Raw genomic sequence first — 18682 nt, forward strand, 5'->3', positions numbered from 1 at the left:
ATTTAAGAATAGGTTTCTAGATCTCTAAGTCTGATATGACCTTCATAAAGCGCTTTTCCAATAATAGCAGCTTCACATCCCAAATCTTCCAAAGCATTTAAATCACTTAATGAAGTTACTCCTCCAGATGCGATTAATTTGATATCACGTGATTCTGTTAAAATACGTTTGTATAATTCAAATGAAGGTCCTTCAAGCATACCATCTTTTGATATATCTGTACAGATTACATATTTAATTCCTTTCTTTTCATACGATTTAATAAAAGGAATGACCTCTTTGTCACTTTCTTCCTGCCAGCCACTAACGGCAATCTTTTCGTGTTTACAATCTGCACCAAGAATAATTTTGACAGCACCATATTTTGAGAGCCATCCTTCAAACGTTTTAGGATGTTTTAAGGCAATACTTCCACCTGTGATTTGTTTTGCACCGGAATTAAATGCGATGTGTAAATCTTCATCAGATTTTAAACCACCACCAAAATCTATTTTCAGTGACGTTTTAGATGTTATTTGTTCCAGAACTTTGTAGTTAACTATATGCTGAGCCTTTGCGCCATCTAAGTCTACCAAATGGAGGTATTGAATACCTGCACCTTCAAACTCTTTAGCGACCTCAAGAGGGTTTTCATTATAAATTTTTTTTGTATTGTAATCACCTTTTCTCAGACGAACACATTTTCCGTCCATAATATCTATTGCTGGAATAATTCTCATAATTCTAAAAAGTTTTTTAATAGCTGTTCTCCTGCAGTACTACTTTTTTCTGGATGAAATTGCACACCGTAAAAGTTGTTGTGTTTCAAAGCCGATGCATATTCAAATTCATAATCAGATGTTGAAATTGCTTCATAACATTTTTCAGCATAATAACTGTGTACAAGATACATGTATTCGTTTTCATTAATGCTTTTAAACAGATCTGATTTTAAATTTTTAATAGTATTCCAACCTATGTGTGGCACTTTAACCTTATTGGAAAAACGTTTTACATTGACATCAAAAATTCCTAATCCGTTAGTATTACCCTCTTCAGTATAATTACACAACAATTGCATACCTAAACAAATTCCAAGAACAGGTTGTTTTAATTGTGGAATAAGTGTGTCTAATTTGTTTGTTTTCAACATTTTCATTGCCGAACTTGCTTCGCCAACACCAGGAAAAATAATGTTATCTGCCGTTTTAATAATTTCAGTATCGTTTGAAAGTATGGTTTCCACACCTAGCCTCTTAAAAGCAAACTCCAAACTTTTGATGTTGCCTGCACCATAATTGATGATAACTGTGTTCATTATAGCATGCCTTTAGTTGATGGTAAAATCATTTTTTCAACATCGCGTTTCACAGCCATTTTTATGGCTTTGGCAAAGGCCTTAAAAATAGCTTCAATTTTATGATGCTCGTTGGAGCCTTCTGCTTTGATATTAAGGTTGCATTTTGCACCATCAGTAAATGATTTGAAAAAGTGAAAAAACATTTCTGTAGGCATTTTACCAATCATTTCGCGTTTGAACTCTGCTTCCCAAACTAACCAATTTCGGCCTCCAAAATCAATAGCAACCTGAGCTAAACAATCGTCCATAGGCAAAGAAAAGCCATAACGTTCAATACCTAACTTATTTCCTAAAGTACTAGCAAATACTTCACCTAGAGCGATTGCAGTATCTTCAATTGTGTGGTGTTCGTCAACTTCTAAGTCACCAATGACATTAATTTCTAAATCTAAATGGCCATGACGTGCAATTTGATCTAACATGTGATCAAAAAAGGCAAGACCTGTATTGATATTGCTCTTTCCTGTTCCGTCGAGATTTAAAGCGATTTTAATTTTAGTTTCATTCGTATTTCGTTCAATACTTCCAGTTCTAACATCGGTCTTTAGAAACTTGTAAATAACCTCCCAATCATTACTCTCCAAAGCAATTACATTATTTAAGGTTTCTCGTTTTACAGTAATTTCATCAGTACCCAAATTTGTATTATCATTAATAAAAATACCTTTAGATCCTAGATTCTTTGCAAGCTCAATATCTGTTAATCGATCACCAATAACAAAAGAATTAGCTAAATCGTAGTTTGATGAAAAATACTTTGTTAATAATCCTGTATTAGGTTTTCTCGTTGGTGCATTATCTTTAGCAAACGTTCTATCTATGAATTGCTCTTTAAAAGAAATTCCTTCGCTTTCAAAAGTTTTTATAATGAAATTATGTACTGGCCAAAAATTGGTTTCAGGATAAACATTTGTTCCTAAACCATCTTGATTGGTAATCATCACGATTTCAAAATCCAATTCATTAGTGATTTTACTTAAGTATTGAAAGACTTTGGGATAAAATTCTAGCTTTTCAAATGAATCGATTTGTTCATCTGCAGGCTCTTTGATTAAAGTGCCGTCTCTGTCTATAAATAATACGCGTTTCATTGTAGTTGTTTTAGTGCTGTAATTAAGTTATTATTTTCTCGTTCGGTACCAACAGTAAATCTGAGGCAGTTCTGACATAATGGTTGATTTGTCCTATTTCTCACCACAATTCCTTTTTCAATAAGTTGAAAATAACGTGTATTCGCATCATCTACTTTTACTAAAATGAAATTAGCATCTGATGGATATACAAATTCTATAAAGTTAATTGCCGTTAATTCTGCTAGTAAGTGCTTTCGTTGCTGAAGTATGTGCTGAATGTCTTCTGAAACCTTTTCAGGTTGAGACAATCTTTCTAAAGCTTTTCGTTGTGTTAATTCATTCACGTTATAAGGTGGTTTGATTTTATTCAACACAGCAATAATTTCTTCAGAAGCAAAACAAATCCCCAAACGAATTCCAGCCATGCCATAGGCTTTAGATAAAGTTTGTGTTACAATTAAATTTGGAAACTCATGAAGTTTCTTTACCCAGCTTTCTTCAGTTGAAAAATCAATGTAAGCTTCATCAATAACTACGATTCCTTTAAATTTAGAAATTAAAGTCGTGATTGATTCTACATTAAAACTATTGGCTGTTGGGTTATTTGGAGAGCACAAAAATAAAAGTTTAGTTTGATCATTTTGTGCTTCTAAGATTGCATCTACTTTGGGTTGAAAGAGAGAGTTCAATTCAACTTTTTTAATAGCAATAGCATTAAGATTTGCCAAAACTTCATACATACCATATGTTGGTGGTGTCGTAATGATTTGATTGGTATTAGGTTCACAAAAAGCTCTAAAAATTAAATCTAATATTTCGTCACTCCCATTTCCCAAAAGAATCTGTTTTTCTGAAACTTGTTTCAAAAGACTTAATCGTGTTTTAAGAGTTTTCTGTTGTGGATCTGGATAGCGGTTAACTCCATTTTCGAATGGATTCTCGTTAGCATCAAGAAACACCATCTCGCCTGAAATATCTTTGTATTCATCACGAGCTGAAGCATAAGGTTTTAGATTTAATACGTTGCTTCTTACATATGTATTAAGATTGAAATTCTTCATGATTCTAAATCTTTTAATCGTATTGAAACTGCATTTTTATGGGCTTGCAAGCCTTCTGCTTCAGCCATAATTTCTATGGTATTTCCTATGTTTTTTAGTCCTTCTTTTGTTATCTTCTGAAACGTAATACTTTTTGTGAAACTGTCTAGGTTTACACCAGAATAGGCTTTACTAAATCCATTTGTTGGTAACGTGTGATTCGTGCCTGATGCATAATCTCCAGCGCTTTCAGGTGTGTAATTTCCAATAAAGACCGAACCAGCATTTTGAATATTATTAATATAGAAGTCTTCATTTTTAGTACAAATGATAAAATGTTCAGGTGCATATTCATTAATCATGTCCATGGCTACTTGATTCGATTCTACATATATTAGCTTTGAATTATCAATAGCTTGTTGTGCCATTATGCGTCTTGGTAATTCCTGAAGCTGTATTTCAATTTCAGCTGCAACAGAAGCTAATAAGGTTTTTGATGTTGTAACCAATATAACTTGACTATCTGCACCATGTTCTGCTTGGCTTAATAAATCTGAAGCCACAAATTCGGGTTTAGCAGAGTCATCAGCAACAATCAATAATTCGCTCGGACCAGCAGGCATATCAATGGCAACACCGTATTTAGTTGCTAATTGTTTTGCTACTGTTACAAATTGGTTTCCTGGTCCGTAAATTTTGTACACCTGCGGAAATGTCTTGGTTCCAAAAGTAAGTCCAGCAATGGCTTGAATACCACCAGATTTAATGATTTTTGTGACACCACATAGTTGTGCCGTATAAAGAATTTCGTTTGCAATCTTTCCTTGTTTATTAGGTGGAGAACATAATACAATATCCTTACAGCCTGCAATTTGTGCTGGAACGGCTAGCATTAGTACTGTTGAGAATAAAGGTGCCGTTCCACCAGGTATGTATAATCCGACTTTCTGAATAGGGCGTTTTTCCTGCCAGCATTCAATTCCTTCAGACGTTTGCACTAATACACGTTCTGTTTGTTGAGCCGTATGGAAGCGTTCTATATTTGATTTTGCTGTTTGAATTGCCTTTTTTAAATCTGCTGAAACAAGATTTGAAGCTTTCTCTATTTCTTCTTCGGAAACTTCAGTGTTGTCTAACAAAACACCATCAAATAATTCTGTATATTTTGAAATGGCTTCGTCGCCTCTTCGTTGTACATCATTAAATATAGCGTTAACAGTTTCTTCAATATTTTCAACCGTTTGTGTTGGTCGCTTTAAAATAGCTGACCATTCGTTTTTATTTGGATTTAAATAGGTTTTCATTACAATACCATGTTTTCAATTGGACAAACTAATATACCTTCTGCGCCATGTTGTTTCAATTCATCGATGACTTCCCAAAACTCATTCTTATTAATAACAGAATGTAATGAACTCCAACCTTCTTTTGCAAGTGGTAATAGAGTTGGACTGTTCATTCCAGGAAGAATATTTATAATTGCTTCCAGTTTGTCATTTGGTGCATTAAGTAACACGTATTTGTTTCGCCTTCCTCTTAAAACCGATTGTAATCTAAACTGAAGCTTATTTAAAATATCTTGATTTTCAGAACTTATTAAAGGAGAAACAGCAAGTACTGCTTGAGATTTTAGTAAAACTTCAACTTCTTTTAATCCATTTTTAAATAGCGTACTTCCACTTGATACAATATCAACAATGGCGTCAGCCAGTCCAATATTAGGTGCAATTTCAACGGAACCATTAATGATGTGCAAATTAGCACTCACCTTATTTTGATTTAAGAACTGATTGACGGTATTTGGATAAGAAGTTGCGATACGCTTGCCTTCTAAATCTTTGATAGATTTATATTTTGAAGATTTAGGAACTGCTACTGACACTTTACACGACGAAAAGCCGAGTTTTTCAATAACAGAAATACCATTACCTTTTTCTATAAGCACATTTTCTCCAATGATAGCAGCATCGACTACACCATCTTTTAAATACTGTGGAATATCTCCATTTCTAAGGTAAAACACTTCTAAAGGAAAGTTTTTAGCAGATGCTTTTAATTGATCTTTTCCATTGTCAATAGAAATTCCTACGTCTTGAAGAATTTTCATTGAATCGTCGTGTAGTCTTCCCGATTTTTGAACAGCAATTTTTAATTTACTCATGTTTTCTTTTTATTAAGTTTGAGTAAATCTTTAGAGTTGAAATTCCTACATGTGAAGGAATAAAAAAACCGCTTGATTTACTCAAACGGTTTTAAAATATCTTGATTTTATTCAATACATTCTCATCTCGCTTGAGCGCTAGTATGAAAATGATGATGATGTAGTTGAATAAAAGTCATTTGTTAAATATTAATAAACAAAGTTTGCAAATTATAATTTAGAAATCCTAATAATTGGTTACTAAATTTTTGTTAACACTATTGATTACCCAAAATTATTGGCATTCCCGATTCTCCTGAACCAATAATAATGGTTTTACTATTTGGTGATTCTGAAAGTTTTACAGTCGCTTCAATACCTTTGTCTTGAAGAATTTTATCTGTTAAAGATGCACTTAAAATTCGATTGGCATCTGCTTTACCTTGGGCTTCAATAATCACTTTTTCAGCTTCCTTTTTAGCGGTTACTAATCTAAATTCGTATTCTAAAGATTCTTGTTCTTGTTTAAGTTTACGTTCAATAGCTTCTTTAATTGTTGGAGGTAAGGTCACGTCTCTAATTAAAATGTTGTTTAATTGAATGTATTGAGGCTCTACAATTTTTTTTGTTTCCTCAAAAATCTCATCTTGTATAGCATCACGTTTACTTGAATATAATTGTTCTGGAGTATATCGTCCAACGACACTACGAGCAGCACTTCGAATTGCAGGCTGTAAAACTCTGCTGATATATTCTTTACCTTTTTCTTTATGCAGTCTGCTTAAGTTTTTATAATCAGGTTGATAAAGTACAGATGCATCTAGCTTGATATCTAGTCCGTTTGAAGACAATACTGACATTTTTTCTGGTAATTCTTGTTGTCTAACCTCATAATCAATAACACTGTTCCAAGGCGCAACAAAGTTAATACCTTCACCAAGAGGCTCGCTCTCAGGATCAACACCACCTCCTAATTGATACAAAACTCCTGCATGACCAGAATCTATTGTGACTACTGATTTAAATAAAAGTATTAGAACGGCGAGAATAACAAGTATTGTGATCACGCCTCCTTTAGGTAATTTTTCCATAGTTTTTGTTTTTTAAATAAGTCCGTTATATTTTCTAATAAACCACTCCATTGCTAGACTAAGAGCAATAAGTGCGAGAAGATATTTCCAATCGATCAAAGGTACGACTTTTTTACTGCTCTTTTGAATAGTAGCAAATCTGGAATCGGATAATAAATCGCTAATCATTGAATCTGTATTATCAATAAAATAGGCCTTTCCATTGCTTTTAGACGCGAGACTCTCCAGTTTTGCGACATTTGCATTCAGGAATTGTTGTTCTACATTATACTCTAAAATTTTAAGCTCGCCAGATTTGGAAATTGTTCCATCAGATGTCTTTACTGTGAATGTGTATTCACCAGCTTCTAATCCGCTTAAATCAACTTGATAATTGGCGTTTTTTAATACAAATGGATATGTTATGGTTTTGTCAGTGTCTCTATTTGATAAAATAATATTGATATTCGCATTTGCATCAAACTCATAGTTTTTATTAAAGTACTGCGCTGTAATTTTTACATTATCGTTTCCATTATAAAAGGATTCGTAATTGATATTTAATCGGGAACGTCGTTGTTTGGAGCTTAAATACTGAACCAATTTGCCAATAAAATTATCAAACGTATTAAACGACTTTTCATCTAAGTAGCTCTGTGCTCTCCATCTCCAGATGCCCTCACCTAAAAGCAAAGCTTCTCGCCTATCGTTAATTTCAAAAGTTGATAATAAGGGTTCTTCAATTTGAGTTCCGTTTATTGTTTTGAAAAGTAGCGTTTCAAAAGGTACTGTGAATTTAGTTTCTCCAAATTCTGATTGTAATGGTGGAAAAGCCTCAAAGTTTAAATCATCAACAATAAACGTACTGTAATTTTGATTTGCTGAAGGCTGAAAGTTTTCCGTTTGATTAGTGACTTCCTGACTGTAATTACTTTGTAACTGATTTAAAAGTGTCCAGTTTGTTTTGGTACCTGCAATAACTATTTTATTCAGTTTTAATCTGTCTATTTCATTAAATAATAACCTGAAGTTATTAGTTGGTTGATATGCTATAACCAATTGAAAATCATTTGATTGTTTTAAAAAATTTACTGAAGTTAAAATTTCAGCGTTTCGTTGTTCATTACTCTCAATAGACTTTTTTAGAGCACCTAAATCGGGATGCATAATATCTGAAACAATGGCTACATTAGTTTTTTGATCTATAACTTCTACAGCAAAATTTTTGACGTTATTGATGGTATTTTTCTCATTGTTTAAAGGAATAATTTCTGCTCTATAACTCCCTACGCCTACGCGATTTGCTGGTAAATTTAAATTAACTATTTGCGAACTTTGACTTTTACTAAAATTTAAGGGTTTTGAATATACTGTTGTATTACCTGAAGTAATTTTCAACTGAGTATCAACCGCTATATTTCCATTGTAAGTCGCTATAATTTCAACAGGAAACTTATTCTTTAAATAGGCATATCTGTTGACATTAAGTTGTTGGATTTTAATATCAGTGTACGTTGTTGTATCACCCAATATCACTGGGAAAATCGCTTGTTTATAACGGTTGGTCATAAACTCATAGTCGTAACCATAAGTTTGATTACCATCTGTGATTAATAGTGTTGGCGAAATAGAATTATTGTACACTTCAGACAAACGATCAAACAACAGAGCAATGTTCGATTGTTTATCATTAAATGCTAATGAATCTGTAGAATTAATTGATTTTCCGAAGGTATAAAACTTCAAATTAAAATTATCGTTGAGTTGCTCATTCTGCTTGATGTTCTCAATTAAACGGGTAGTGTTATCGGATTGCTCGAGATAACTAATAGATTCTGAATTATCTACAGCAATAATTAGATTTGGTTTTTCGTCATAAAATGACATTTTATCAAATTTCGGATTGATTAAAAGCAACAACACAGAAAAGATACTTACAAATCTAAGAAATGCTAAAAACCAGTAGATTTTAGTCGTTTTTTTTGATTTGAAGATATACTGAAAAAGCGCTAGTACTAGCGCTAATAATCCAGATATGATGATATATACTACGGTGTCTGTTTGCAATTACGATGATTATGTATTAAATAGTTTCTCCAAAAGTTAATAAATTATGATCTGGATCCAGTAAAGAGAATTCTTTAATTCCCCAAGGTTTTGTTACTAACGAACCATTTGGATGAATGTCAATATGATTATCCAGCATCGACTGATATAGATTATCAATAGTATTAGTTCTTATGTAAACTTGACCGTAATTCTGTTTAGGATCAAGCTCCTTAAATTCAAAAAAATGAATTTGAATGTGGTCTTGTTCTAACATTAAATAATGATCATAATCATCATTCCCAATCATTTTAAAACCTAACTTATTGATGTAATAATTTTTAGTTATTTCTTTATTACGCATTGGCAATTTCGGATGAATAGCATCAAGCATAACCCAATTATGTTAACATTCCACCATCAACATTGAGGGTCTGACCAGTAATATATGCACTCATGTCACTCGCTAAGAACACACAAGCATTGGCAATATCTTCAGGTGTACCTCCACGTTTTAATGGAATCGCATTACGCCAACCTTTAACGGTATCTTCATCAAGCTTCGCTGTCATTTCAGTTTCAATAAATCCTGGAGCAATGACGTTACTTCTAATATTTCTAGAACCAAGTTCTAAAGCCACAGATTTAGAAAAACCAATAATACCCGCTTTGGACGCCGCATAATTGGTCTGGCCTGCATTACCTTTAACACCAACAACAGAACTCATATTAATGATAGAGCCTTTGCGTTGCTTTAACATCGTACGTTGAACCGCCTTAGTCATATTGAAAACAGATTTCAGGTTCACTTCAATTACTTTATCGAAATCCTCTTCTCCCATACGCATTAAAAGATTGTCTTTGGTAATTCCTGCATTATTTACTAAAATGTCAATACTACCAAATTCTTCAAGAACGTGCTCAGCAAGCTGTTGCGCATCATCAAAATTTGCGGCATTACTTTGATATCCTTTAGCTTTGATACCTAAAGCATTTAATTCATTTTCTAGTTCATTTGCTGCTTCAACCGAAGCGCTATATGTGAATGCTATGTTTGCACCATGTTGAGCAAAAACTTCAGCGATTCCTTTTCCAATTCCACGGCTTGCGCCAGTTATAATTGCTGTTTTTCCTTCTAATAATTTCATGTATGATTGTCTTAAAATAGTTGGTTTTCAAATATAGCAAATTGAAGTTGCTATCAATAAAAAAACCTCAAAATTTATAATTTAATTATGAGGTTTAATATTCTATTTTATTTGGGTTATATCTAAATAATTTCGCCGTTAGATCTAAATTCTACATCCATGTTTTTACCTTTCTTTTTAAATTCTACGTCATAGAATAAACCTTTAGAATGATGCTCTACTTTTTCAATTTCAGTTATTTCTTCATCATTATATTTGGACTTAATAACCTCTTTGATGGCTTCAGGCAAATCGTCCTTATCAATACTGGTTTCCGTTTCTATCCACTTACCATCTGGTGAAAAATCAGCACGATATTTAATACCATCAATTTTAAAATGGGATTCATAATTACCATTAGAGTCTTTCTCCCAATCTGGATCATTTTCACCAGGATACAAATTTTGAAATGTTTCTTTTACTGCATCAGGTGCCTGAGCGTTCACTGTGTTTTGGCAGTTAAAACTAAAAAGGGTTACTAATAATACTGTTATTAAATGTTTCATATTGCTATTATTTGTTTATCTAAAGATACATTTTTGGAATATTCATGTTTAGCTCGTTTACTAATAATTATATCGCATAAGCTAATTGCTAAAGGATTAATATTTTGTTTGATACGACAAAGATCCTCTGTGTTGATAGTGTACATTTGAATAAATCAAAAACCACAAATTATGTCAATTTTAACCATTATTTTAAATATTTTACTACCACCTTTAGCTGTTGCTATGCAACATGGTATTGGTAAACAATTTTTAATCAGCTTAATTCTAACCCTTATAGGTTGGTTGCCAGGAGTCATTCATGCCTTTATAGTAAACTCATAATAACTCATTTAAAATCAATACTATGTCAAAAGAAAATATACAGAATACATATAATCCTGAAATAACACAAGATGACAAAATTGCTCTTGGAGACAAAGCAGGACATTTAAAAACAGAATTGAGTGATGACACACTCCTTAAAAATAGAGAAAAGAAAGTCGATTTTGTTGGAAAAGATTTAGATATCCCAGGAAGAAATAGTGCTGCGAAAAACACACTGAAAGACGAAGAAAATCAGTTGTATAGTCAGGGAAGCGATGATAATGAAGACCTTGAATTACCTTCTGAACACATCAAATAAATAGAAAGAATTGTTATGAAATTAAAAAAGACTGCTATTACAGCAGTCTTTTTTTTAACCGTTCTAGCTTAACAAGCTCTCAAGATCATTTCTATTCATAGACTTACCATATAATTTTTGATCTGGATCCATAACATTAGTTTTAGTTAAATCACCAATATACACAGCATCAAATCCAATATCCTCAATTAATTGTTGAGTTTTTTGTTTACTGTCTTCATCTTGAGCTGCAAACGGTATAGCTAATTTATCTGAATTTCTCCAAGCTCTATCTCTTAAATGTTCAGCTTTTATGGTGTTGAATGCTTTGGCAGTTTTCGCAGTATTAAACTTCATTGCAGTATATTCAGACGCATTACTGTTGCTGTCTCTAACGTCTTGAGCCATTGCACCATCTCGTTCAGGATACGGATTTGTAGCATCAATAATAGTTGTGTTACCATATTCACCTGCATATAGCTCAGATAATCTATCAATAGCTTTAAATGGTGTCGCTAATACATACACATCAGCTTTCGATTCAAAAGCATCTTCAATACTAACGGCTTTTGCATGTCCTTTAGTCTCATTAACCAATGGCTTTAAATTTTCTGGATGCCTTGAACTAAACAAAACTTCATGACCAGCTTTAGCCCAGTGTTTCCCTAGATTTCCTCCAATATTTCCACTTCCAATAATTCCAATTTTCATACTTTTAGATTTTATTTTGTTCAACATTTACTCTTAATTATCAATATGCTAAAATCCAACTGAAGAAATAGACGTAAATTCGAATAATTTTAACGCAAATAAAAACACTTGGTGTATCCGTCAGATTATATTGAAAATTTATACAAAGGGTTTTGTAACACTAAACTGTTGTGGAAATATCGTTTTAAGGGATTGAATCAATTGAATCTTATGGATATCCCTGAAACACAATTTAACAGACAACTACTTAAAAAACGTCGTCTTGGTCAGTTGGCAGAACAATTTGCATTCAATCAACTGGAACAACTCGATGATTGTAAGGTTTTAGCTGAAAACTTACAGGTTCAGAAAAACAAGCAAACACTTGGAGAACTTGATGCTTTAATTAAATTGAACCAAGAAACGATTCACCTAGAAATCATATACAAATTCTATGTATATGATGATACTATAGGTACATCTGAATTAGAAGGATGGATTGGCCCAAATCGAAAAGATAGTTTAATTGAAAAAATTACTAAACTGAAAACCAAGCAGCTTCCTCTTCTCTACTCGTCCGAATGTGAATCTGTTTTAAACGCACTGGAATTAGATCGAACAAACATTCAACAAAAGGTTTTATTTAAAGCACAATTGTTTATTCCTTATCAGAAATCGATTCATTTTAGTCAACTAAATGAAGATTGTGTTAACGGATTTTATTTTAAAACCTCTCAATTAAACGATTTTGACACCTGTAAATTTTATATTCCTGAAAAATTAGAATGGTTTTTAGATGTTAATGATAGCGTTGATTGGCTAAGTTTTGAAAACTTTAAAATAGACGTTGAAACCTTCTTAAGCGAATCGCAATCCCCATTAATTTGGATTAAGAAAACCGACGGGAAACTTTTTAAAAGCTTTCTGGTTTGGTGGTGAAAATCGTTAATAACTCTCTGTAAATCTCTTTTAATAAACTCATGCAATTTCCTATTTTGCAGGTCTGTTTTAATCAAAACACTTCTTTTAATAAATGAAAGTCTGCATTGCCGAAAAACCTAGTGTTGCAAGAGAAATTGCCCAAGTACTTGGAGCCAATTCAAAACGAGATGGTTATTATGAAGGTAATGGTTATGCTGTAACCTATACGTTTGGACATTTGTGTACACTTATGGAACCTAACGATTATAAACCGTATTGGAAAAGCTGGGATTTAAACAACTTACCAATGCTTCCGGAAAAGTTTAAAACGAAGGTGGTCAGTAATTCCGGAATTCAAAAGCAATTCAACATAGTGAAATCTTTATTTGATAAAGCAGACGTTGTAATTAACTGTGGTGATGCTGGACAAGAAGGAGAGCTGATTCAACGTTGGGTTTTAGACCAGGCGAGCTATAAAGGAAAAGTACAGCGCCTTTGGATTTCTTCTTTAACTACTGAAGCTATTAAAGAAGGTTTTGAGCATCTTAAAAATTCTGAAGCCTACGATAATTTATATTATGCTGGATTTTCACGTGCTATTGGAGATTGGTTATTAGGTATGAATGCTACGCGTTTATATACTGTGAAGCATGGTGGATATAAACAAGTGCTTTCTGTTGGTCGTGTTCAAACGCCCACACTTGCTATGGTTGTTAATCGTTTTAAAGAGATTGAAAACTTTCAGCCTCAGCCTTACTGGGAATTGCAAACCCTTTATCGAGATACCTTATTTGCCTATGAAGAAGGACGCTTCCTTAACATGGAAGATGGTGAACTACTGGCGAATAAAGTTAAAGAACACGATTTCGAAATTGTGTCAATCACTAAAAAGAAAGGCAAAGAATACGCTCCTAAATTGTTCGATTTGACAGGATTGCAAGTGTATTGTAATACGAAATTCGGATTTTCAGCTGACGAAACCTTAAAGATTGTTCAAAAGTTATATGAACAAAAAGTAGTGACGTATCCTAGAGTTGATACTACGTTTTTACCTTCAGATATTTACCCGAAGGTTTCTGGTATTCTTCAAAAACTGACCAACTATTCTCAATTGACACAACCTTTGCTTGGTAAGAAGATTAAGAAATCGTCTAAAGTTTTTAATGATAAAAAAGTTACCGATCACCATGCTATTATTCCAACAGGAATCCAGATTAATTTGCAATACAATCAGCAACAGGTTTATGATATTATTGTAAAACGCTTCATTGCTGTGTTTTATCCAGACTGCGAAGTGTCTAATACCACAGTAATTGGTAAAGCAGATGACGTTAATTTTAAAACCACAGGTAAAGAGATTTTAAAAGAGGGCTGGAAAGTTGTTTTTAAGTTTGGAAAAGACACATCGACTTCATCAAATACAACTGATAAAGACATCCTTCCTATTTTTGTGAAGGGCGAAAAAGGACCTCATGAACCTTCATTTCTTGAAAAACAAACGAAGCCTCCTAATCAATTTACCGAAGCATCACTCTTACGTGCTATGGAAACAGCAGGTAAGCACGTTGATGATGATGAACTTCGTGATTTGATGAAAGAAAATGGTATTGGTCGACCTTCAACACGTGCCAATATCATTGAAACCTTATTTAAGCGTCAGTATATTAAGCGTAATAAAAAGCAGATCCTTCCTACGGTTACAGGAATAGCATTGATTGATATCATTCAAAATGAGTTATTAAAATCTGCAGAACTTACCGGACTTTGGGAAAAGCAACTCAAGGATATTGAAAAAGGTGAATACAGTGCAAGTTTGTTCATTAATAATATGAAAAAAATGGTGGACGAGCTGGTGTATGAAGTTAGAAGCGAAACTACGCGTGCGAACATTTCTCAAGCGACTGTCGTTAAGCAACGCAAGGTGAAAGCGAAAACAACAAAAGCTGCAGGAATTACATCTGAAGTTTGTCCGAAATGTAAAACTGGTAATTTATTAAAAGGGAAATCGGCTTATGGCTGTAGTCAGTTTAAATCCGGTTGTGATTTTGTATTGCCTTTTAAAGTCTTCGGAAAAAAGATTTCTGAAAAACAATGCATTCGATTATTACAAAAAGGTTCTACGGTAAATATGAAAGGTTTCGATTCAGAAGCTGGTAAAACTGAAGGTTTGTTGCGTTTTGATGATAATTTTAAACTGGTACTGGAGCCAAAGAAACAAGCTTTAAAAGCTTCAGAAATAAAAACCAAAGAAACCGTAATTTGTCCTAAATGCAATAAAGGAGAAATTATTAGAGGAAAAACAGCTTATGGCTGTAGTAACTATAAATTGGGTTGTGATTTTAAAATGTCTTTCGAAAGCATTCGTGCAAAAGCTCAAGATAGAAAGCTCACCAAAGATTTGGTCTATGCCATTTTAAAAGGTGATTACTAAGATGAAACATAGACATTTTAAACTCTTTAAACCTTATGGCTACTTAAGCCAGTTTCAAACCAATGCCAGACATGAGATTAACAAGAAGTTTTTAGGCGAATTATACCATTTTCCTGAAGGAATTATGGCCATTGGTCGTTTGGATAAAGATTCTGAAGGCTTATTGCTGTTGACAACTGACGGAAAAGTGAGTTTTGACATCACAAGCTCAAAAACAGATAAAGAATACTATGTTCAGGTTGATGGAGAGATTACAAATGAAGCAATTCTAGCACTCAAACAAGGTGTAAATATTAGTCATAAAAGTGAAACTTACACAACGAAGCCATGTCAAGTGTCTCAACTAAAAGAGGAACCTGATTTTCCTGAAAGAGCTAAAAAAATTCGTGACGCGCGACATGGAAAAACCTCATGGATTTCTATCACAATCAATGAAGGGAAGTTTAGGCAAGTTAGAAAAATGACTGCTCAGGTCGGATTTCCAACCTTGCGATTGGTTCGAGTTCGGGTTGGTGCTATTACTTTGGAAGATTTAAAAATGGGAGAAGTTAAAGAATTGAGTCAGATTTAGCAACCTATGATATCTACGGTATTTTTAAACGTAAGCTAACTAAAAAAGCCAAGGACGAGTCTTTGGCTTTCATTATAATATTTAGTAAAAACTATATCAATTTTACGCGAACAGCATTCATACCACGTTGTCCTTTTTCCAATTCAAATTGTACTTTATCATTTTCCTGAATCTCATCAATTAAACCACTTACATGGCAGAAATATTTTTCCTGATCTTCGGTATCGATAATAAAACCGAAACCTTTTGAATTATCAAAAAATGACACTTTTCCCTTACGAATTGGATCAAATTCTTCTTCGTCTCCTTCTTCTTTTTTAGGAATACCAAGCACAATATTTTTAGCCTTCACTTTAATTTTTTCAGATGGATCTGGTGGTGTATCTGTAAGATTTCCAAATTGATCTACGTACGCAAAAGGAATACTTTCTCCGCCATTCTCCTCTTTTTCGAGTTTGCGAGCTTCCATCTTTTTACGTTTATCCTCACGTTTCTTTAATCGTTTTTTTTCTTTTTCACTTTTGTTGAAGGTCTGTTGCGACTTTGCCATTCTTTATCTTAAAGGGTTTTAATTTATCTGTCGTACAATACAACAGTTACGGTAAAGATAACGGTTATTATTGGATTATTATAGGATTAAATCAATAAGTTAATCAAAAGTTAAAGATTTATATTCTAATAGTATTACTATTATATTTGCGTGTAATTTATATTAACATGAAATATTTACTATCAAATTTAAAAATTGATATCAACGATAAAATTTACCTGAAAGACCCGCAATCATCAGATCTTGGTAAAAGAATCATTGAACACAGTATTAAACTTATAGATGAAATAGGATTTGATAGCTTTACCTTTAAAAAATTAGGAATTATCATTGGCTCAAATGAAAGTTCTATTTACCGTTATTTTGAAGGTAAGCACAAGCTCCTACTCTACTTAACGTCCTGGTACTGGGCTTGGTTAGAGTATCAATTGGTATTTTCTACGACTAATATTTTAAATCCAAATGAAAAATTAGAAAAAGCCATCGATATTTTAACCAGAACGATAGAATCTGATTCTTCATTTGCGCACATCGATGAAGTTGTTTTGAATCGTGTAATTATCAACGAGTATTCAAAATCATACTTAACTAAAGAGGTTGATGAGGAAAATAAGGATGGATACTTTGCCATCTATAAACGTTTAGTTAGTCGATTACATGACATGATAATTGATGTCAATTCTGATTATAAATTTCCAAACAGTCTAGCTAGTACAGTTTTAGAAGGTGCACTACATCAGCACTTTTTAAAAGATCATTTCAAATCGCTAACCGATTGCGATAATGTTGTGCAGCCTTCAGATTATTTTAAACATTTAGTTTTTAATGCCTTAGATATCAAAAAATGACAAAAACCATATTAACAGCTTGGCAACGCTTAATAGGATTATTAAAATTAGATCGAAAAGACATTAAGCAAGTATTTTATTATGCCATTTTCGCAGGTGTCGTAAACCTCTCCCTTCCATTGGGAATTCAGGCGATTATAAATTTAATTCAAGGTGCACAAATAAGTAGCTCGTGGATTGTTCTCGTAATTTTAGTGACCTTAGGAGTTGCTTTTGTCGGACTATTACAACTCATGCAAATGAGAATTATTGAAAACGTTCAGCAAAAAATATTCACGAGATCATCATTTGAATTTGCATATCGTTTTCCGAAGATAAAAATGAGTGAATTGAGAGATTATTATCCACCAGAATTAGCCAATCGCTTTTTTGATACCTTGACTGTGCAAAAGGGCTTGTCAAAAATTCTTGTAGATTTTCCGGCAGCAATTCTTCAAATCATTTTTGGATTATTACTGCTCTCGTTCTACCATCCCTTTTTCATCATATATGGAATCTTACTTATTCTTTTAATCTATATCGTTTTTAAATTTTCAGCACAACGTGGTTTAGACACCAGTTTAGATGAGTCAAAGCAAAAGTATAAAGTGGCTCATTGGCTCCAGGAAGTTGCACGTTCAATCGTAAGTTTTAAACTTTCTGGAAGAACAAGTTTAGCATTAAATAAAAATGATATTCTTGTTTCACAGTATCTGGATGCCAGAGAAAGTCACTTTAAAGTTTTAATTCAACAGTTTATTAAATTAATCGGATTTAAAATACTCGTTACTGCTGGATTATTAGTAATAGGTGGATTTCTTGTTCTAAATCAGCAAATGAATATTGGACAATTTGTAGCTGCTGAAATTATTATTTTATTGGTTATTAGTTCTGTTGAAAAGCTAATACTAGGTTTGGAATCCTTTTACGATGTTTTAACATCCATTGAAAAACTCGGCCAAGTGGTTGATAAAGAATTAGAACCTCAGGAAGGTGACGCTGTGTGCTCTGACAATAAATCGATTAAAGTAGAACTTGAAAAAGTAAGTTACTCTGTACCTGAAAGAACTACGCCAATTCTTGAAGATATCTCAATGACGATTGAACCTAAAGACAGAATCCTAATTTATGGATCTCATGGCTCTGGAAAATCTAGTTTGCTTAAACTCATCGCTGGAATTATTGCACCATCTAAAGGCGGCGTTTATATCAATGATATTTCACTAAGTGGAATTAAACTGAATAATTACAGAGCGCTCATTGGTCAGTCACTTCCAGAAGAATCACCTTTTGAAGGAACCATAAGAGAGAATCTCACTTTTGGAGATGAATCTATCACAGACGAAAATATCAATTTCGTTCTAAAGAAAACATTACTGGTAGATTTTGTAAAATCTCAACCAAACGGATTGAATACTATTTTATATCCTGAAGGGCAACGCCTGTCTAGAACAATATCTAAAAAAATTGTTTTAGCCAGAAGTATTCTTAAAAAACCTAAGCTATTATTACTTAAAGATCCATTAGATCAATTTGATAGACAAGAAGCCAAAAGTATCATGGCGTTTTTAACTGATAATAACAATCCTTGGTCTTTGGTAGTTGTTAGTTACAATTTAGAATGGAAGTCAAATTGTAATAGAGTTATTAATTTAGAAGAAGGTAAAATACTCTTAAACAGATAAAA

At 33.0% G+C, this 18682-nt stretch carries 20 protein-coding genes; 7 read left to right on the forward strand and 13 right to left on the reverse strand.

All coding sequences use genetic code 11. The features are described from left to right. Positions 1 to 2: 2 nt before the first annotated feature. From hisA to TD18_RS04495, 11 genes are all read right to left on the reverse strand, one after another. On the reverse strand, positions 3 to 719 hold the full coding sequence (gene hisA / locus TD18_RS04445; RefSeq protein WP_040249056.1) for a 1-(5-phosphoribosyl)-5-[(5-phosphoribosylamino)methylideneamino]imidazole-4-carboxamide isomerase: 717 nt from the start codon (positions 717 to 719) through the stop codon (positions 3 to 5). Then, positions 716 to 1297, reverse strand: a complete 582-nt coding sequence (gene hisH / locus TD18_RS04450) for an imidazole glycerol phosphate synthase subunit HisH (protein WP_040249058.1) — start codon at positions 1295 to 1297, stop codon at positions 716 to 718. Before hisH ends, hisA begins: the two co-directional genes overlap by 4 nt. Next, the gene (hisB, locus tag TD18_RS04455) at positions 1297 to 2430 is read right to left on the reverse strand and encodes a bifunctional histidinol-phosphatase/imidazoleglycerol-phosphate dehydratase HisB (RefSeq protein ID WP_040249060.1); all 1134 of its coding nucleotides are present in this window, start codon (positions 2428 to 2430) and stop codon (positions 1297 to 1299) included. The genes hisH and hisB overlap by 1 nt, the downstream gene beginning before the upstream one ends. Continuing rightward, complete coding sequence (gene hisC, locus TD18_RS04460; protein WP_040249062.1) at positions 2427 to 3473, reverse strand: histidinol-phosphate transaminase; 1047 nt, start codon at positions 3471 to 3473, stop codon at positions 2427 to 2429. The genes hisB and hisC overlap by 4 nt, the downstream gene beginning before the upstream one ends. Continuing rightward, entirely contained in the window at positions 3470 to 4756 is a 1287-nt protein-coding gene (gene hisD, locus TD18_RS04465) for a histidinol dehydrogenase (protein WP_040249065.1), read from the reverse strand. The genes hisC and hisD overlap by 4 nt, the downstream gene beginning before the upstream one ends. Then, the gene (hisG, locus tag TD18_RS04470) at positions 4756 to 5613 is read right to left on the reverse strand and encodes an ATP phosphoribosyltransferase (RefSeq protein ID WP_040249068.1); all 858 of its coding nucleotides are present in this window, start codon (positions 5611 to 5613) and stop codon (positions 4756 to 4758) included. The genes hisD and hisG overlap by 1 nt, the downstream gene beginning before the upstream one ends. A gap of 257 nt (positions 5614 to 5870) precedes the next feature. Then, positions 5871 to 6683, reverse strand: a complete 813-nt coding sequence (locus TD18_RS04475; protein ID WP_040249070.1) for a prohibitin family protein — start codon at positions 6681 to 6683, stop codon at positions 5871 to 5873. Between the two features lie 12 nt (positions 6684 to 6695). Next, the gene (locus tag TD18_RS04480; protein WP_040249074.1) at positions 6696 to 8729 is read right to left on the reverse strand and encodes a hypothetical protein; all 2034 of its coding nucleotides are present in this window, start codon (positions 8727 to 8729) and stop codon (positions 6696 to 6698) included. Positions 8730 to 8745: 16 nt separating this feature from the next. Further along, the gene (locus tag TD18_RS04485) at positions 8746 to 9102 is read right to left on the reverse strand and encodes a bleomycin resistance protein (RefSeq protein WP_040249077.1); all 357 of its coding nucleotides are present in this window, start codon (positions 9100 to 9102) and stop codon (positions 8746 to 8748) included. Between the two features lie 7 nt (positions 9103 to 9109). Further along, positions 9110 to 9856: a 3-oxoacyl-[acyl-carrier-protein] reductase gene (gene fabG / locus TD18_RS04490; RefSeq protein WP_040249081.1), complete on the reverse strand. Its 747-nt coding sequence runs from the start codon at positions 9854 to 9856 to the stop codon at positions 9110 to 9112. Between the two features lie 122 nt (positions 9857 to 9978). Next, the gene (locus TD18_RS04495; RefSeq protein ID WP_040249084.1) at positions 9979 to 10401 is read right to left on the reverse strand and encodes a PepSY-like domain-containing protein; all 423 of its coding nucleotides are present in this window, start codon (positions 10399 to 10401) and stop codon (positions 9979 to 9981) included. A gap of 171 nt (positions 10402 to 10572) precedes the next feature. Here TD18_RS04495 and TD18_RS04500 point away from each other — a divergent pair, with 171 nt between their 5' ends. Both TD18_RS04500 and TD18_RS04505 read left to right on the forward strand, forming a co-directional pair. Next, positions 10573 to 10725: a YqaE/Pmp3 family membrane protein gene (locus TD18_RS04500; protein WP_040249087.1), complete on the forward strand. Its 153-nt coding sequence runs from the start codon at positions 10573 to 10575 to the stop codon at positions 10723 to 10725. Between the two features lie 22 nt (positions 10726 to 10747). Continuing rightward, complete coding sequence (locus TD18_RS04505; protein WP_040249090.1) at positions 10748 to 11026, forward strand: hypothetical protein; 279 nt, start codon at positions 10748 to 10750, stop codon at positions 11024 to 11026. Between the two features lie 63 nt (positions 11027 to 11089). On the opposite strand, the gene TD18_RS04510 is transcribed toward TD18_RS04505, so the two are convergent. Next, a complete protein-coding gene (locus TD18_RS04510; RefSeq protein ID WP_040249761.1) occupies positions 11090 to 11716 on the reverse strand; it encodes an NADPH-dependent F420 reductase in 627 nt (208 codons plus the stop codon). A 210-nt stretch (positions 11717 to 11926) separates the two neighbouring features. Here TD18_RS04510 and TD18_RS04515 point away from each other — a divergent pair, with 210 nt between their 5' ends. The 3 genes from TD18_RS04515 to TD18_RS04525 all read left to right on the forward strand — a co-directional run bounded on the left by TD18_RS04515 (position 11927) and on the right by TD18_RS04525 (position 15618). Beyond that, a complete protein-coding gene (locus TD18_RS04515) occupies positions 11927 to 12634 on the forward strand; it encodes a DUF1853 family protein (protein WP_052461044.1) in 708 nt (235 codons plus the stop codon). Between the two features lie 94 nt (positions 12635 to 12728). Continuing rightward, the gene (locus TD18_RS04520; protein ID WP_040249095.1) at positions 12729 to 15047 is read left to right on the forward strand and encodes a type IA DNA topoisomerase; all 2319 of its coding nucleotides are present in this window, start codon (positions 12729 to 12731) and stop codon (positions 15045 to 15047) included. Position 15048: 1 nt separating this feature from the next. Next, positions 15049 to 15618, forward strand: coding sequence for a pseudouridine synthase (locus tag TD18_RS04525; RefSeq protein WP_040249098.1), 570 nt, complete (start codon positions 15049 to 15051; stop codon positions 15616 to 15618). A gap of 91 nt (positions 15619 to 15709) precedes the next feature. Here the strand turns inward: TD18_RS04525 and TD18_RS04530 are convergent, their stop codons facing one another. Next, entirely contained in the window at positions 15710 to 16168 is a 459-nt protein-coding gene (locus TD18_RS04530) for a cold-shock protein (RefSeq protein WP_040249101.1), read from the reverse strand. Between the two features lie 167 nt (positions 16169 to 16335). Between TD18_RS04530 and TD18_RS04535 the strand changes: the two genes are divergently transcribed. Together TD18_RS04535 and TD18_RS04540 are read left to right on the forward strand one after the other, a co-directional pair. After that, the gene (locus tag TD18_RS04535) at positions 16336 to 17016 is read left to right on the forward strand and encodes a TetR/AcrR family transcriptional regulator (RefSeq protein WP_040249104.1); all 681 of its coding nucleotides are present in this window, start codon (positions 16336 to 16338) and stop codon (positions 17014 to 17016) included. Beyond that, entirely contained in the window at positions 17013 to 18680 is a 1668-nt protein-coding gene (locus tag TD18_RS04540) for a peptidase domain-containing ABC transporter (RefSeq protein ID WP_040249106.1), read from the forward strand. The genes TD18_RS04535 and TD18_RS04540 overlap by 4 nt, the downstream gene beginning before the upstream one ends. The last annotated feature ends 2 nt before the right edge of the window (positions 18681 to 18682 follow it).

The organism is Psychroserpens mesophilus, assembly GCF_000826645.1.
GTDB lineage: Bacteria > Bacteroidota > Bacteroidia > Flavobacteriales > Flavobacteriaceae > Psychroserpens > Psychroserpens mesophilus.

Coding starts and splice junctions, on each gene's coding strand:
- hisA (WP_040249056.1), bottom strand. CDS start 719: ATGAGAATTATTCCAGCAATAGATATTATGGACGGAAAATGTGTTCGT.
- hisH (WP_040249058.1), bottom strand. CDS start 1,297: ATGAACACAGTTATCATCAATTATGGTGCAGGCAACATCAAAAGTTTG.
- hisB (WP_040249060.1), bottom strand. CDS start 2,430: ATGAAACGCGTATTATTTATAGACAGAGACGGCACTTTAATCAAAGAG.
- hisC (WP_040249062.1), bottom strand. CDS start 3,473: ATGAAGAATTTCAATCTTAATACATATGTAAGAAGCAACGTATTAAAT.
- hisD (WP_040249065.1), bottom strand. CDS start 4,756: ATGAAAACCTATTTAAATCCAAATAAAAACGAATGGTCAGCTATTTTA.
- hisG (WP_040249068.1), bottom strand. CDS start 5,613: ATGAGTAAATTAAAAATTGCTGTTCAAAAATCGGGAAGACTACACGAC.
- TD18_RS04475 (WP_040249070.1), bottom strand. CDS start 6,683: ATGGAAAAATTACCTAAAGGAGGCGTGATCACAATACTTGTTATTCTC.
- TD18_RS04485 (WP_040249077.1), bottom strand. CDS start 9,102: ATGCTTGATGCTATTCATCCGAAATTGCCAATGCGTAATAAAGAAATA.
- fabG (WP_040249081.1), bottom strand. CDS start 9,856: ATGAAATTATTAGAAGGAAAAACAGCAATTATAACTGGCGCAAGCCGT.
- TD18_RS04495 (WP_040249084.1), bottom strand. CDS start 10,401: ATGAAACATTTAATAACAGTATTATTAGTAACCCTTTTTAGTTTTAAC.
- TD18_RS04500 (WP_040249087.1), top strand. CDS start 10,573: ATGTCAATTTTAACCATTATTTTAAATATTTTACTACCACCTTTAGCT.
- TD18_RS04505 (WP_040249090.1), top strand. CDS start 10,748: ATGTCAAAAGAAAATATACAGAATACATATAATCCTGAAATAACACAA.
- TD18_RS04510 (WP_040249761.1), bottom strand. CDS start 11,716: ATGAAAATTGGAATTATTGGAAGTGGAAATATTGGAGGAAATCTAGGG.
- TD18_RS04515 (WP_052461044.1), top strand. CDS start 11,927: ATGGATATCCCTGAAACACAATTTAACAGACAACTACTTAAAAAACGT.
- TD18_RS04520 (WP_040249095.1), top strand. CDS start 12,729: ATGAAAGTCTGCATTGCCGAAAAACCTAGTGTTGCAAGAGAAATTGCC.
- TD18_RS04525 (WP_040249098.1), top strand. CDS start 15,049: ATGAAACATAGACATTTTAAACTCTTTAAACCTTATGGCTACTTAAGC.
- TD18_RS04530 (WP_040249101.1), bottom strand. CDS start 16,168: ATGGCAAAGTCGCAACAGACCTTCAACAAAAGTGAAAAAGAAAAAAAA.
- TD18_RS04535 (WP_040249104.1), top strand. CDS start 16,336: ATGAAATATTTACTATCAAATTTAAAAATTGATATCAACGATAAAATT.
- TD18_RS04540 (WP_040249106.1), top strand. CDS start 17,013: ATGACAAAAACCATATTAACAGCTTGGCAACGCTTAATAGGATTATTA.